Raw genomic sequence first — 14,091 nt, forward strand, 5'->3', positions numbered from 1 at the left:
GCCCTTTTGTCGTGAAAATTCCATTTCATGTCGCGAAAAGGTCAAATCGGGATGAAAACATGGTAAGATAAATGTAACCTTAATTGGAATATTTTATCTATTTGCATACGAAAGGCTGAATGAAATGAAGATTGGATTGGTTGATGACCGGCTGATTGATTTAGATAAATTGAATGGGATCGTGTCAGGGATGACAGGGATTGAAATCGTCTTTTCCACGACATCTGCCGAGGAAGCCTACGAACAGATCAAGAGGGAAACGGTGGACGTGTTGATCGCCGATATCGAAATGCCCAACCTTTCCGGCTATGAGCTTGCTGACATCATTCACTCCCATGCACTGAATATTTCCGTCATTTTCGTTACAGCCAACAGCGGCTATGCGGTCCATGCATTCGAGTTGAACGTCCACGATTATATTATGAAACCTTATACAAAAGAACGGCTGTCCGGATCAATCGAACGGTTAAAGGAAAAAACGAAATCGGCTGAAATGACCGGCAGGCTCTATCTTAAACAAAAGAATGATATCCACATCATCCAGAAGAAAGATATCATTTTCATCGAACGCTCGGGGAGGTCGACCACCATCCATACAAAAGACGAGGAAATCAAGACCTACCTGACACTTAATGAGCTTGAAGGAGAACTGAGGGAAAGGGACTTCATCCGTTCCCACCGCTCGTTCATCATCAATATTCACTTTGTAAAAAACTTCTCACTCTATGCCAAAAATTCGTATATGATCCGGTTTGAAGGCACAGAGGCGCAGGCAATGATCACGAAGGAAAAAGTAGACTTCCTGCAGCAACAATACTTTTAGAAGGTGGCAAAACGTTGAAGCATCAGAATTTATTGTATTGGACTTATATGGCACTATTCAGCTTTATTCATTTGCATTTTTTCCTTGAAGGCTTTTCCCTCGAGCTTCACTATGCCGTCCTGATCCTAGTGATCCTGCCAGTCATATATTACCTTCATCTGATTATTCTTCTCCCCTTATCGCCATTGGGAGCAAGATGGAATTTCAGTCTATTTGTCTTGCAATCTATCATTATAGCTTTTTATTATGGAGCGGCCCCTGCCCCGGAGCACGGAGTCTTATTTTTGCTTTTTATCGGCTTGGAATTTTTGAGAATTGCAGTATCCAGGAGAATTTCGGGTCTGACTCAATCGATCAGACAATTGGAAGATGAACAACAACAGCTGAATGATACGTTCAGGGTCGTACGGAGCGAACGTCATGACTTTCTTAAACATATCTCCGCCATTCATTTCATGCTGGAACACGATGAGATAACGGAAGCGAAAAACTATTTTAATGATCTCGTGGACGGCTATGAAGAAACCAATTTGTCCATCCGCGGTGAAAGAGGCAGCGCAGCCGGTATTCTCCATGATATGTACAGGAGGGGCAGAAGAAGCGGAATCGAGATGGTATATGACCTTGATATGCCTCTATCCACCTTGCCCTTGTCCGATAAAGATCTCGTGACCCTTCTCGGGAATCTTCTGTCCAACAGCCTGGAAGCCTGTGAGGAGTTCCAGAAACACAAAGGGAAACAAGCTGAAATCAGTTTACAATTCTATAAAAGGAGTGGATTGTACATGCTGATTTGTAAAAATGACTCGTTAGAGATTCTCCCTCATATAGTAGATAAACTATATGCAAGTTTTGGACATACGACGAAAACAGGTTCGCATGAAGGACTCGGAACGATGATGATTGATGATGTGGTGAAGAGACACGGGGGTTATTTGGATTTTATCCACAAGAATGAAACCTTTATGGTAAAAATCAAATTCCCGGCGGTTCATTAATGTGGAGTGAATAGCTCAGATCCCGATCCAGCCGGGGTTTAGACGGAAAAAGCAGACAGTAAGGGAATGTATACTTCTTTACTGTCTGCTTAACCGTTCAATTTCTGATTCAACTTTATATATTCTTTTGTTTAAAGCTTCTGTTTTGTTGTCAAGATGGTCAACTATTCTATCGGAATGTATGGACAGGATTTCTGCAAACTCTTTGTGAAATCTCTCTTGTCCCTTTTCCATTCTGAGTTGGCTTTGCTTTATCTCATCAAAGGTTTTCTCAAAATTGGACTTACTCTCTTTCATAATATACTCTGATTTTTTTCATTATAACATGTTATAGAATGGTTGAAACAAAACTTGAAATCCCATGTCTAAAGACAAACATTTTAGAGCGGACTCTAAACAACGCTAATGATTTCCGTGCAAGACTTCGCTTTCCGCGGGTAGCCCGTGAGCCTCCTCGGAGCTAAAGCTCCTGCGGGAAGAAAAGCGGAGGGGCTTTGAAGAGAGGCGGTTGGCATAAGGCGAATCGGCCACGAAGGCGCTCTTTGCCTTCTTGTGGACGGGTTGACTTATGACATGTGCCTCTAAGCCCCGCAGCTAGACAAGTCTCACATAAGCTACTATTCCCGCAGGAGTCTTCGTCTTTCACTCCAATCAACCGCTGAATGAGCTAAACCCTAAATGTACAATGAACAAATTAAAAACCAGAACTAATTTATTTCAGCCTCATTGCAACTATTTCTTCATCCCAGTATAAACGTAGATTGCATCTCTCAGGAATTCCGCCACACCATCCTGCTCTTTATCATAATAGGCTCTAAAGCGTTCATCCGCGACATACATATCTCCGAGACCGGCGTGTGCTTCGCCGCTGTAAGTCGGCCAGTACATGGATATCCACTCTTTATGGAGTTCAGCCGCCTTCTGGGCCGCATCGCCTGATGGATCCCCGGTTTTGAACGCTTCCGCCAGCGTTCGGTGAATTTCTTCGGCAAGTCTGTTCGCACGCTCGTACTCTTCCTGTGACATGTTTTGAAGTTTTGCGTTCGATTGATTAACCGTATCGTCTCCATACTTCTCTCTTACTTCTTTTCCATACTTCCGTTCATTTTCATCAATCATATCTTTTTTGAAACCTTCGAATTTTTCTTTATCAGACATGGTCATTCTCCCTTCCTTAACGGCAATCGTTTTATCGACATTGGCAATCAGCAGATCGAGCTGTTTTCTTCTCTCCAGTAATTGTTCCCGGTGTTCGGCCAATGCGCTTGAAATGTCAAAAGCGGGATCTTCAAGAATACCTTTTATTTGGTGAAGCTCAACGCCAAGTTCCTTGTAAAAGAGTATTTGCTGGAGCTTTTCAATTTCCTTTTCCCCGTAGATCCGGTATCCGGATGAATTGATCCTGGCCGGCTTCAGGATTCCGATTTCATCATAATACCTCAAGGTCCTTGTGCTGACGCCTGCTAACTTCCCAAGCTTCTTCACGGTATATTCCATTGATCTCACCTCCTGACAATTTCACTTTACACGTTGACGCCGCGTAAAGGTAAAGGGGTTTTTTGAAAAAAAACAAATGTTATTCTTTAGTCTATCCGTCTATCCGATACTGCATCACATACCATGTCATACATTTTCCCGACACCCTCATGTGAGGCTTCGAATGAAAAAGAATCTTCCTTTTGGATACCGAGGGACTGTGCTTCTTCTGCTGCATCTATGTTAGCACCCATGAAGATGAAATCCCAGCTGTATTTCTCCTGCTGATGTGTAATCATCCCTTTCACTTTTTCATACGTGTATTCCCGGCTGGCGTTTTCCATGCCGTCGGTCGTGATGACAAAGATCACCTTGCCGGGCTTTTCACTGTCATCTAAAAGAGACAGGCGCCTGCCTGCTGCTGAAATGGTTTTCCCGACCGCATCTAGGAGCGCAGTACAGCCCCTCACATAATACTCCTCAGCCGTTAATCTGGCATGCATGGCATCGATCCCGTCCCAGAGAATCTCCGTCTCGTCATCGAACAGGACAGTCGTAAGCCTGGTTTCCCCTTCTTTGCACTGTCTGCCGATAAATGCATTAAATCCGCCTATCGTATCGCTTTCCAGACCACCCATGGATCCGCTCCTGTCCAGCAAGAAAATAATTTCGGTCAGATTCTTATTCATGTTCATCTTCCTCCTTTTGGTTCATGATATAATCATAATCAACTACATCCATTATTTGGTCGCCTGGAAAGCGACATATTAGAAAATCGGAAGTTCCTGTTCGGACCCGCAAGCGTTGGAAGGCCGAGGACATCAGTGATCCGTCTGAAACGGCTAGAGGAGCCAGGTGCTGGAGCTGTAGATTTAAAAAGGGGGCTTGTCCTTTGCTGAAAGAAGAATGGTTAATTGAACTTGAAGAATATCTGAGTCTTCACCTGCAAGACAGCATCGACTACTACTGTCTTGAAGCTCCCATGGATATTTGCAAGGAAGAGATTGTAACCAGTGAATTGGATGATTTCATCGAAATCAACCGGAAACCCCCGTTCAACCAGGTTCTTTTTCAGTATATCGATGAAAAAGGGGTAGGGGACTCTGTGATCTATAAGAAAGCGGGACTTGACCGCAGGCATTTCTCGAAGATCCGCTCAAACCCGGCTTATCAACCGAAAAAAGCCACCCTCATCTCCCTGGCACTCGCACTTGAACTGAACAGCGATGATACGGAAGATCTGTTGAGTGCAGCTGGATATTCACTATCAGACAGTGACAAATTCGATTTGATCATCCAGTTCTGCCTGGAGAAGGAGATCTATGACCTTCAATCCGTAAATGAGATACTGCATCACTATGGGATAAAACCGCTGAATGTATAAAACTGAAAGAAGGCAAGTCCCCTTGAGACTTGCCTTCTCCATTTATCTCTTTCTGACAGGTATCCAGATTTCACTCTTAAACTCAGGGGAGCTGGTGTCTTTACTTTCGTTCCAGAGGATTTCCGGGCCTTCTGCCTGTTCATAGTTCGAAGATGGAAACCATTCTGAATAGATGCGTCCCCATACGTTTTGAAGCGTGTCCGGGAATGGGCCGGCGGCTTCAAATACTGCCCATGTCAGGGCAGGAACCTCAAGCTTCTCAAAATGGTCCGGACATTCTTTCACCGTGGCTGCGCCGATGTAATGATCGAGTTCTCCCTTCTCTTCCATCCGGCCTTCGGAGAAGTTCGCTGAGGCGCTGATGATACCGGATGGCTCAGTGTCAGACAAATTCTTCATTTCTTTTATCATTTCTTCATTCAAGCTGCTCCACATGGACGCGATTTCCGGGTTGACCCCGCTGAATTGAAGGGGGACCCGCTTCTTTATTCCTGCAATGCGAAAGGCTTCTTTTTCCACGATACGATAATTCATTTCTTTCCCTCCATGTATGGTTAATTGGAAGGTCATCTTTGGAAAGGCTTTGAGGGCATTCCGGTCTTCCCTTGCTGCAGTGGGTGTGCACCCATGATACTCCTTGAATGCCCGCGTGAAGGAGTCGGCAGATCGGTATCCGAATTTCACGGCTGTATCGATCACCTTCACGTGCTGATCTCTCAGCTCCTGGGCAGCCAGAGTCAAACGCCTGCACCGGATGTATTCTGACAGGCTGACGCCTGACAAGTAAGAGAACATCCGCTGGAAATGATATTCAGAACAGACCGCACGCCTCGCGATTTCCTTCATATCAATTTCTCCTGACAAATTCTCTTCTATATAACTCAAAGCCTCATTCATTTTCTGCAGTGAATCCAAATGAATAACCTCCTTTACATCCATAGAATAACAGGGTTTTGAAAGGACCACCCGACAGTTCATGCCGGTTTTTGCAGGGCTCTCCTATCATTTGTTCTTCATCATATATTTCTCACTATAATAGATAGAAATTCAAATCGTGAAGGAAAACCCGGAAAAATTCTAGACTAATAATTTCATTATACAACTACCTCTTTTCGACAATTTACGCTATGATGATATAGTTTAGTAATTTAAATTAAGATGTATGTGGAGGTTTAAACGAAATGGTTTTCAAGAAAAAAGACAAGTTCGCCATTCTTTTGAGCAGCATTGCGGGTAATTTAAAGGAAGGTGCCCATTATTTCGCAGACTATAAAATCACGAATATCACTGATTTAAAAACCTTTTCCGGCCATATGAAGGAACTTGAAACAAAGGGTGACAGTTTTGTCCATGATGTAATCAAGGATTTGAACAAAGTCTTTATCACACCGATTGAACGCGAGGATATCCTTGCGCTTGCAATGAGTATGGACGATGTATTGGACGGCCTTGAGCATACTGCTGCCATGTTCGAAATGTACAGTATCACACAAGCAGATGAATATATGCTGAAATTCGTGGCAGCCATCCGTCAATGCAGTGATGAAATCGAAGCCGCCGTCGAACTGCTGTCAACGAAAAAGTGGACACAGGTGCGCGAGCATTCCATCAAGATCAAAGATTTGGAGTCTAAGTGTGACGGGATCCTCAGACAATCCATCAAGCATCTGTTCAACACTGAAAAAGACCCGATCCGCATCATCCAATATAAAGAGATATATGAAGAGCTCGAACAGGTTGCAGATTACTGCCAGCATGTAGCCAATACATTCGAAGCAATCATCATGAAGAATGCGTAAGGAGCGTAATCACGTATGGATACAGTTTTAATTTTAACGCTTCTCATCGTGGTCGCTGCCCTGGCATTTGATTTCATTAACGGATTCCATGACACGGCCAATGCCATTGCGACTTCCGTCTCGACCAAAGCGTTGAAGCCGAGACATGCCATCATACTTGCTGCCGGGATGAATTTCGTAGGAGCGATGACATTTACAGGAGTGGCCAAGACGATCACGAAGGATATTGTCGACCCGTTCACACTGCAAAACGGGACAACCGTTATTCTGGCCGCCCTTCTTGCAGCGATCGCCTGGAACCTCATCACATGGTATTACGGCATCCCAAGCAGTTCATCCCACGCCCTGATCGGTTCAATTGCAGGGGCTGCCATTGCGGCAGCAGGCTTTAGTGCACTGAATTACAGCGGCTTCATCAAGATCATTCAGGCCCTGCTCTTTTCACCGATCTTGGCTTTCGTCATTGGATTCATTATTTACAGCATCTTCAAAGTGGTATTTAAGAACAGCAACCTGGCGAAAACAAACCGGAACTTCCGTTTCATCCAGATTGCGACTGCAGCCCTCCAGTCGTTTACACACGGGACAAATGATGCCCAGAAGGCGATGGGAATCATCACGATGGCCCTGATTGTAAACAATTATCAAACGTCCGATGACATCCAGACCTGGGTTCAGTTCTCCTGTGCCCTTGCGATGGGACTCGGAACGTCAATCGGCGGCTGGAAGATCATCAAGACCGTCGGAGGAAAAATCATGAAGATCCGTCCGGTCAACGGAGTGGCTGCCGACTTGACGGGCGCTGCCGTTATTTTCGGGGCTACCGCCATCCATCTGCCAGTCAGTACGACACATGTCATTTCCTCTTCTATCCTGGGAGTGGGTTCGGCTCACAGATTGAGAGGGGTTAAATGGGGCACCGCACAGAGAATGCTGATTACATGGGTGATCACCCTGCCGATTTCTGCATCCCTTGCAGCTGTCATTTACTATTTATTGAATCTGTTCTTTTAATAAGGCTCTTTTCGCATATTTTGCTGCTATGAACAATAGAGAATAGCTGAACTTGGGTATTTCCGGCTTGTTCGTACTTCTAAAAGACCACGGTCACCAGCTAAATTAAGTCCGCAAGCCGTTGTACGTAAGAAACAATCTTTAAGAAAACAGTCTTTAATCACAAAAAGGTCTGTCCTTCAACTTGTTGAAGGACAGACCTTTTATTTGTTTACAGTTCAGGCTTTGCCTGTGTGGAAATGCTCGTTTTCGGAAGCGATTTGACCTCCCTGAAACTGACGAAATTCTTTCTGTCTTCGTCCCATAAACGGAATTTGAGCGATGTCAGGCTCGTTGCCAAAGTGATTGTCGGCACATGCTGAAGCTCAGGGATGCTGTTATGCGTCTCTTCCAGCCTGTAGTTCGGCACTCTCGGGCTTAAATGGTGAATATGGTGATAACCGATATTACCAGTCAGGAACTGAAGGACCTTCGGAAGCTTGTAGTAAGAGCTCCCTTCCACTGCGGCCAGCACATATTCCCACTCTTTGTCTTCTTCAAAATATGAATCTTCAAACGTATGCTGAACGTAGAACAGCCAAATTCCGGCTGCACCTGAGATCATGAAGATCGATCCTTGTACGATCAGGAACTGCTGCCAGCCGACTGTCACACACATAATAGCTGCGGCTGCAGCGATCAGTACGTTGACTAGATACGTGTTTTTGCGTTCTTTTTTCCTGGCGTTCTTGCGGTTGAAACGATTTTTGATCAGGAAGACCCAGATCGGTCCCAAGACAAACATGACGATCGGATTGCGGTAGAATCGATAAGCCAGGCGCAATTTAAGCGGAGCTGCCTTGTATTCATCGACCGTCAGCGTCCAGATGTCACCGGTGCCGCGCTTATCCAGGTTGCCGCTTGTGGCATGGTGGACGGTATGATCGTGTCCCCATTGATCAAACGGAAACAGTGTGAGGACGCCCATTGCGGTACCCACAATCCGGTTCGTGCGGCGGCTCTTGAAGAAATTATAATGCGTACAGTCATGGAAGATGATGAAGATCCTTGTCAAGAATCCCGCAGCGATCACCATCGGCACTAAAGCAAGCCAATACGATACGGAAAGACTCTGATAGGCAAGAACCCATAAAATAATAAACGGTATCACCGTATTGATTAGCTGCAATATACTTTCTTTTGTTGTCCCTTTTTCAAAAGGTGCTACTTGTTTTTTCAATGTTTTAAGATTTGTCATTTGTTCAGATCCCCTTTTCATTGGGTTGTAAGAACAACTATATAGGAAGCAGTAACATATTTTTAGTAGTAGGTGTCATAGCCTCGGTATGACAAGTGTCATATATTGATTGATTTCACACACAAAAAAACGCCTGATCCCAGTTGTAGTCATGCTTTAGCATGCCCGGGATCAGGCGGGTTAAATCGGAAAAACAGTTGATTTTTATAAGGCTTCCCATCTTGATCAGGAATTCGTGTAAATCTGAGATATGAGTAAATTTATATGAAAAACCATAGCTGGTCGGCGTTTTCCTATTTTCCGATTTTTTTCGGGAAAAGTCTTAAGGCGGTACTGTAGTTATAATCGACAGCGAAGCGCCTCTCTATAGTCATCTTATCGAAACGAAGTGAATTTCAGCACAATCTTCATGAATTCCTCATAGGACGAATTCCACTGGTTGTACCATTTACGGACGGTTTCGACTAGCCAGAACGGGACCGCTTTCCCGTCAATCAGCTGATAGTAATCCTCATAGCCCTTTTTCAGATGCTCCCAGCGGAAATCGTTTCCGGGAAGGACGTATTCGGATACATCGATGATCTTCGCCCGTCCGTCTTTCATGAGGATGTTTTTCAAATGGATGTCGCGGGGGTTCAGGCCCTTTTCACGAACATAATCCCGGGCAGCTTCCACATCTTCCACGACCTGCCAGGGGATATGGACACCTTGGAGGATGCAGTCGAAGAGTGTGATACCTTCTTCATAACTCAGGACGAGAAAGGTATCATTGGCAGCATAACAGGTGGAGAAATAAGGTGAATCCCCGATCATGCTGTAAACCTCTTCCTCTATCTTTATTTTGTCAGCCTTTTCTTCTGCATACACTTTAAAAGCAAATTGTGGAACATCGAGATGCTGGAAAACAGCCGCGTCCGTCCCCACTCCGATACAGCGGAGGCGGTCATGTCCACCCGCGATCGTGACTGGTTCATTATTTGGATGGGACGTGACAGTCACCTCGGATAAAGAATCAATTGCAGCTTCCCACTTCTGATTCATGTCATTCTCTCCTCATACAAATTGCTTTCTTTGTTATTCGCACAAATATAGCATGTATCAAAAGGAAACTCCAACTATAGCCTATTAGTAATTTTTATCAGTCATTCCTGTTTCAGGCCGTACCTATTCACAGACAATAACCTGACGGACAAAATTCGCTTTCGTGACCTCGCAGCGGTCCGTAATTGTGAACCCGGCTTCATGTATGACGGGATCGACATCCTCGACGGTGACGATGACCGCCTTATCAGCAAACCGCCTTGCACTCTGAAGCATTTCAAGCTGCTCCTCCACTGTGATGACGGAACATAGATTATAAGGAAGATCGATGATGGCCGCGTCGTAATGCCCGGTCACTTCGCGTATGTCCCTAAGCGTCACTTCGCCCTCGAGGCCAAAATGTTCGATGTTCTCCCTCACTCCTGTTAGGATCAGAGGGTTCCGGTCGCTTCCGACGATATCAATCCCCATCGATAACGCCTCCACGAGAACCGTCCCGATGCCGCAGCATGGGTCGATCAGTTTGATCCCGTCCGTTTTAGGAGCGGCAATATTGACGACCGCCCTTGCGACGCGTGTCCCGAGTGCCGTTGAATAGCTGTGCGGTTTCCGCTGATGATGCAGCCAAACCGCTTCGTTCTTGGCATACTCCCCGAGGATCCAGCGCTCACCGATGTTCATGATGCCCAACCATACACTGGGATTGACAAGGTCCGCTTCACCCTTGAAATGAAGGCCGACACTTTTTTCTATGTGCCGGAGTTTTTTGAAACCGACTCTCTCTTGATCGGGGTTTTGGACAAATACGATTTTGAAGCCATCGAATGAATCCAATTTCTTCACTTCTTCTATCAATTCTTCTATACTTCCACCCTCGCAGATAACCCCGAGTCTCTCTTTTATGAACGGGCTTCTGCTTGGGTCGATTTCATAAGAGCTTTCAACAATATCCGATTGGGAGTCCACACCGAATAAAGCCCGCCTCTCCAAAGCGCATAAGCCTTCTTCATTTGGTTCCCAGGTAAAAGTATATATATATGAACTTGGTACGATTGTTAATGTTTTCATAAATTCATCTCCGTGTGATTCGTTAATTTCCTCAAAGCTGCTATTTCTCCATTGTACCATCCTTGTAAACTACCGTCTTAAAGGCCCGTCCGTTGATGCATCAATGCGTCACTTCATTGAGGGACGGACTTTCAGGGATTACATCATGTTAAATCAGGGAACTTCTATATTAAAAGGAGGAGAATGTATGCCGGAAGGTCCAGAAATCAGGAGGGCGGCCGATCAAATTGAACGCGCCCTTCAGCACAAACCAGTGGCGGAAGTGTATTTTGCTTTTCCCGAACTGCAGGGTTACGAGGAGATCTTGCAGGGTGCTGTTGTGACGAGGGTAGACACCAAAGGGAAAGCCATGTTAATTCGTTTCGATAATGGCTATACCATCTATTCACATAACCAGCTTTACGGAAAATGGTACGTAAGGAATGCATATAACTACCCCAAGACGAATCGTCAGCTGCGATTGGCGTTAAATAATGAGAAAAAGTCCGCACTTCTATACAGTTCATCCGATATTGAAGTGCTGCGAGACGAGGAGGTCGGCGGGCATCCATTCATTGCGAAGGCGGGCCCTGATATTTTGAGTGAAAAGGTTACACCGGAGGATCTGCTGCAGCGGATAAAAGATAGGAAGTTTTTCAGAAGGAGATGCGCGATCCTTCTGTTAGACCAGGGATTCGTGGCAGGGATCGGGAATTATCTGAGATCTGAAATACTATTTGCTGCACGCATCCACCCCTCTCTCCGTCCAATTGACTGCAGTGAAGAACAACTTATAAAAGCTGCTGAATCCATCATCCGATTGATGGAACAATCTTACCGGACAGTAGGAATCACGAATGATCTTGAGCTCGCAAAAAAATTGAAGGCTGAAGGTGTCAAACGCTCCCGCTACCGTCACTGGGTTTTCAACCGGGAAGGCGCATCATGTTTCATATGCGGCACCGAAATTAAAAAAACACAAGCTGCTTCCAGGAGACTTTACTACTGCCCGGAATGCCAACATGCAAAAGCCCGTCCCTCGGCGCGTTAATGCGTCAGCGTGCAGCGGGACGGGCCTTTTTTAGTTTCTTGCCTCGTGGACTTTTAATTTCTTCCCTTTAACGGTGGTGGTTTTCATGGCTTGGAGAACAAGCGGACCTTTTCCGTTGAGGATATCGACATAGGTCAGGTTTTCCTGGATGGTTATGATGCCGATGTCTTCTGCGTTCACGCCTTCGATTTTGGCGATGGTCCCGACAAAATCCACTGCCCTGAGCTTCTTTTTCTTCCCGCCATTGAAATAGAGCTTCATGATTTCTTTATTTAATCGTTCGCTTTTATCCGATTTGATGTCCGGCACCTGATTCAGTTTTTCTTCAAAAGCACTCGCCGCCATCTCAACCTGGTCTTTTGAAGGGGCCTGAACTTCAGCGATTGTAAAGCCGATATACGCTTCGATCTCCTCCAGGAATTTATCTTCATAGGGAGTGATGAACGTGATCGCTTTTCCAGAGTTCCCTGCACGTCCTGTTCTTCCGGTTCGATGGACGTAGCTTTCTTTTTCAAGTGGAAGATCATAATTGATGACGTGTGAAATCCGCTCCACATCAATCCCTCTTGCAGCTACATCTGTTGCAACCAGATAACGGAATTCTCCCCGTTTAAATTCATCCATCACTTCAAAACGGGCTTCCTGATTCATGCCGCCATGAATCTTATCGACAGGATATCCTTTATCAAATAACTCGTCACAGACCTTATCTACATTCTCTTTTGTCCGGCAAAAAATGATACAGCTATCCGGATTTTCAACGGTTGTCACATCCGTCAGCAGTGAAAACTTATCTTTCTCCTCCACTTGTATGACAGAGTGGTCAATTTTATCAGTGGTGACGCCCTTCGCTTTCACCTCGATGTTCACGGGGTCTTTCATATATTTGTGGCAGAGCGATTCGACGTCCTCCGGCAGTGTGGCTGAGAATGTCAATGTCACTCTGTCGGCAGGGAGTTCCTTTATGATCGCTTCAACCTGTTCGATAAAGCCCATATTGAGCATCTCGTCCGCTTCATCTATGACTAAATAGTTCAGTTTGTCCAGCGGGAATGTCCCTTTTTCGATATGATCCAGTACACGGCCGGGTGTACCTGCGACCACGTGCGTTTTTTGGTTCAGTTCAAGCTTTTGACGGTGAAACGGGGATTTCCCGTATACGGCAGCGGCTTTGATCCGCTTAAATCTTCCTATATTGGTGATGTCTTCTTTCACCTGGACCGCAAGCTCCCGGGTAGGCGTAAGGACCAGTGCCTGGGGCTTGTTCTCTTCCCACTCCACCATTTCACAAAGCGGAATCCCGAATGACGCCGTCTTTCCGCTTCCGGTTTGCGATTTCACGACAAGATCTTTCTTTTCCAACGCAACAGGCAGTACCTTGGACTGCACTTCCGTCGGAGTTTCATACCCTAATTCCGTCAGGGCCCTGGTAATTTCCACGCTGAGCCCGAAATCGGAAAATCGTTTCTTATTCATATAACACACCCTCATTTCATTTTAAATGTCCGCATAAAAAAAGGACCCTTCGAGAGAGTCCTTCGTTTAAAGCTGTTACGCTTTGTTTACGTTAGCCGCTTGAAGTCCGCGTTGACCTTGTTCTGTGTCAAACGTTACTTTTTGACCTTCGTCTAAAGATTTAAATCCTTCGCCTTGGATAGCTGAGAAATGTACGAATACATCTTCTCCACCTTCGATTTCGATGAAACCGAAACCTTTTTCTGCGTTAAACCATTTTACTGTACCTTGTTGCATAATTATTTCCTCCTGCGTGGAGTCGAAGTCCACATGTTATTACTATTGTTGCTCAAGTTAGATATCAAAGGCGAAAAGTTTAAATACTTTCATTCCTTACAGACCGAACAAAAATAATTCTTCCTAACCTTAACAGGTAATGAAGCTAAAAGCAAATCCTTTTAAAAATCGCTGGCTGCAGCCGGCTTTTTGTGACACATTTATTTCTCTGCATCCGATTTATTCCCGTGCTTCACACCTTTACTCTTATAAGGCTTATTGCTCTTTGCCTTATTGGCTCCTGCCTGCCAGCGATTCCAGCCTTTCTTGCCGGTCCCTTGACCCGTTCCGCTTTTTTTCTTCGGTTTGCTCATGCGTTCCCTCCTCCTTATGTGCTGCATGTCTTTAAGTTCAACATCATACCATAAGAAGCAATGAAAAAATAGGGCCCGTCCCTCACTGCTCTGATGCGTCAGCGCAGCGAGGGACG

General features: G+C 45.3%; 15 protein-coding genes. 6 read left to right on the top strand and 9 right to left on the bottom strand.

Features of this window, described 5'->3' with window-relative positions; all coding sequences use genetic code 11:
- The first annotated feature begins 124 nt into the window (after nucleotides 1-124).
- Nucleotides 125-823 (top strand): LytR/AlgR family response regulator transcription factor, encoded by a 699-nt coding sequence (locus tag AS034_RS00910; protein ID WP_058297118.1) that lies wholly within the window; start codon nucleotides 125-127, stop codon nucleotides 821-823.
- A gap of 14 nt (nucleotides 824-837) precedes the next feature.
- Nucleotides 838-1,821 carry a sensor histidine kinase gene (locus AS034_RS00915; protein WP_244888114.1) on the top strand — a complete coding sequence of 328 codons (984 nt, stop codon included), beginning with the start codon at nucleotides 838-840 and terminating at the stop codon, nucleotides 1,819-1,821.
- Nucleotides 1,822-2,553: 732 nt separating this feature from the next.
- On the opposite strand, the gene AS034_RS00925 is transcribed toward AS034_RS00915, so the two are convergent.
- On the bottom strand, nucleotides 2,554-3,318 hold the full coding sequence (locus tag AS034_RS00925; RefSeq protein WP_058297120.1) for a MerR family transcriptional regulator: 765 nt from the start codon (nucleotides 3,316-3,318) through the stop codon (nucleotides 2,554-2,556).
- 86 nt (nucleotides 3,319-3,404) lie between these two features.
- The gene (locus tag AS034_RS00930; RefSeq protein ID WP_058297121.1) at nucleotides 3,405-3,986 is read right to left on the bottom strand and encodes a vWA domain-containing protein; all 582 of its coding nucleotides are present in this window, start codon (nucleotides 3,984-3,986) and stop codon (nucleotides 3,405-3,407) included.
- 203 nt (nucleotides 3,987-4,189) lie between these two features.
- Here AS034_RS00930 and AS034_RS00935 point away from each other — a divergent pair, with 203 nt between their 5' ends.
- Nucleotides 4,190-4,681, top strand: a complete 492-nt coding sequence (locus tag AS034_RS00935; protein ID WP_058297122.1) for a hypothetical protein — start codon at nucleotides 4,190-4,192, stop codon at nucleotides 4,679-4,681.
- 42 nt (nucleotides 4,682-4,723) lie between these two features.
- On the opposite strand, the gene AS034_RS00940 is transcribed toward AS034_RS00935, so the two are convergent.
- Nucleotides 4,724-5,596, bottom strand: coding sequence for an AraC family transcriptional regulator (locus AS034_RS00940; RefSeq protein ID WP_058297123.1), 873 nt, complete (start codon nucleotides 5,594-5,596; stop codon nucleotides 4,724-4,726).
- A 266-nt stretch (nucleotides 5,597-5,862) separates the two neighbouring features.
- Between AS034_RS00940 and AS034_RS00945 the strand changes: the two genes are divergently transcribed.
- Together AS034_RS00945 and AS034_RS00950 are read left to right on the top strand one after the other, a co-directional pair.
- The gene (locus AS034_RS00945; RefSeq protein WP_032086152.1) at nucleotides 5,863-6,480 is read left to right on the top strand and encodes a DUF47 domain-containing protein; all 618 of its coding nucleotides are present in this window, start codon (nucleotides 5,863-5,865) and stop codon (nucleotides 6,478-6,480) included.
- A 15-nt stretch (nucleotides 6,481-6,495) separates the two neighbouring features.
- Nucleotides 6,496-7,494, top strand: a complete 999-nt coding sequence (locus tag AS034_RS00950; RefSeq protein ID WP_058297124.1) for an inorganic phosphate transporter — start codon at nucleotides 6,496-6,498, stop codon at nucleotides 7,492-7,494.
- Between the two features lie 211 nt (nucleotides 7,495-7,705).
- Here the strand turns inward: AS034_RS00950 and desA are convergent, their stop codons facing one another.
- From desA to AS034_RS00965, 3 genes are all read right to left on the bottom strand, one after another.
- Nucleotides 7,706-8,731, bottom strand: coding sequence for a Delta(5) desaturase DesA (gene desA, locus AS034_RS00955; RefSeq protein WP_058297125.1), 1,026 nt, complete (start codon nucleotides 8,729-8,731; stop codon nucleotides 7,706-7,708).
- Nucleotides 8,732-9,106: 375 nt separating this feature from the next.
- Nucleotides 9,107-9,772: a hypothetical protein gene (locus AS034_RS00960; protein ID WP_058297126.1), complete on the bottom strand. Its 666-nt coding sequence runs from the start codon at nucleotides 9,770-9,772 to the stop codon at nucleotides 9,107-9,109.
- 123 nt (nucleotides 9,773-9,895) lie between these two features.
- Nucleotides 9,896-10,840 (bottom strand): TRM11 family SAM-dependent methyltransferase, encoded by a 945-nt coding sequence (locus tag AS034_RS00965; RefSeq protein WP_058297127.1) that lies wholly within the window; start codon nucleotides 10,838-10,840, stop codon nucleotides 9,896-9,898.
- Nucleotides 10,841-11,027: 187 nt separating this feature from the next.
- Here AS034_RS00965 and nei point away from each other — a divergent pair, with 187 nt between their 5' ends.
- The gene (gene nei / locus AS034_RS00970; protein WP_058297128.1) at nucleotides 11,028-11,870 is read left to right on the top strand and encodes an endonuclease VIII; all 843 of its coding nucleotides are present in this window, start codon (nucleotides 11,028-11,030) and stop codon (nucleotides 11,868-11,870) included.
- A gap of 30 nt (nucleotides 11,871-11,900) precedes the next feature.
- Here the strand turns inward: nei and AS034_RS00975 are convergent, their stop codons facing one another.
- The 3 genes from AS034_RS00975 to AS034_RS22165 form a co-directional block, all read right to left on the bottom strand.
- Complete coding sequence (locus AS034_RS00975; RefSeq protein ID WP_058297129.1) at nucleotides 11,901-13,346, bottom strand: DEAD/DEAH box helicase; 1,446 nt, start codon at nucleotides 13,344-13,346, stop codon at nucleotides 11,901-11,903.
- Nucleotides 13,347-13,421: 75 nt separating this feature from the next.
- Nucleotides 13,422-13,622 carry a cold-shock protein gene (locus AS034_RS00980; protein ID WP_032086164.1) on the bottom strand — a complete coding sequence of 67 codons (201 nt, stop codon included), beginning with the start codon at nucleotides 13,620-13,622 and terminating at the stop codon, nucleotides 13,422-13,424.
- A 200-nt stretch (nucleotides 13,623-13,822) separates the two neighbouring features.
- Nucleotides 13,823-13,975, bottom strand: coding sequence for a DUF3934 family protein (locus tag AS034_RS22165; RefSeq protein ID WP_074439936.1), 153 nt, complete (start codon nucleotides 13,973-13,975; stop codon nucleotides 13,823-13,825).
- Nucleotides 13,976-14,091 lie beyond the last annotated feature (116 nt).

The sequence above is a fragment of the [Bacillus] enclensis genome, assembly GCF_001456935.1.
Lineage (GTDB): Bacteria > Bacillota > Bacilli > Bacillales > Bacillaceae_B > Rossellomorea > Rossellomorea enclensis.